Here is a 634-nt window from a genome sequence, read left to right on the forward strand (position 1 = left end):
GCCTTTTAAATTATACTTAATAAGTATGTCTTTATGTATGTCAAAGTAGTTTTGAATATAATTATGCATGTATTGTTTTGCAGCTTCCCTTCCAAATCGCCTCTGTCCGTTATCTTGTATCATTACATTTTCTAATCTTAGAATCTTGTCAAGATGATAATATATAGACATTTCACTTGCTTGTTGCTTAAAAATAGAAATGTCTACGCACATCAACGGAATTAATGCATTTTTAATATAAAGCTTAATTGTATCCTCGGCTGATTCTTTAAGAATATATTCCCTTCGAGCTAATGCAATATACACACTTTCTAATACATCAACATGGTTTGAAATCATGTCGGGCGATAAATTACAGCCAATATGTAAGAGTTCACATATCTCTTCTAGTCTTGGCAGGAGATCATCTTTGTCAGTTTTATTCTGAAAGTGTTCACGGTGCGCATCGAAAGGGCGTTTACTGGTTTGCTCTGTTTTCCGAGCCTCATGCCAAAGGCCAAGGGTGTCTTCTACAGAGTAGATAAATTCAGCAAAAGGATGTGTCTTCATGATTTGTCTGTTGGGTTCGTTGCAGAGTGGTTGTATGTGCATTTTTTGAACACTCAAGATGTGTTTTGTACGAACACAGTTGGAT

The 634-nt window shown here is 35.6% G+C and carries 1 protein-coding gene; it reads right to left on the reverse strand.

Features of this window, described 5'->3' with window-relative positions; translation table 11 throughout:
* On the reverse strand, positions 1-549 hold a 549-nt coding region (locus tag OKC41_RS21060), incomplete at its 3' end, for a hypothetical protein (protein WP_270672347.1).
* Between the last annotated feature and the right edge of the window lie 85 nt (positions 550-634).

It is taken from the genome of Aeromonas sp. QDB17 (assembly GCF_027705305.1).
GTDB lineage: Bacteria > Pseudomonadota > Gammaproteobacteria > Enterobacterales > Aeromonadaceae > Aeromonas > Aeromonas caviae.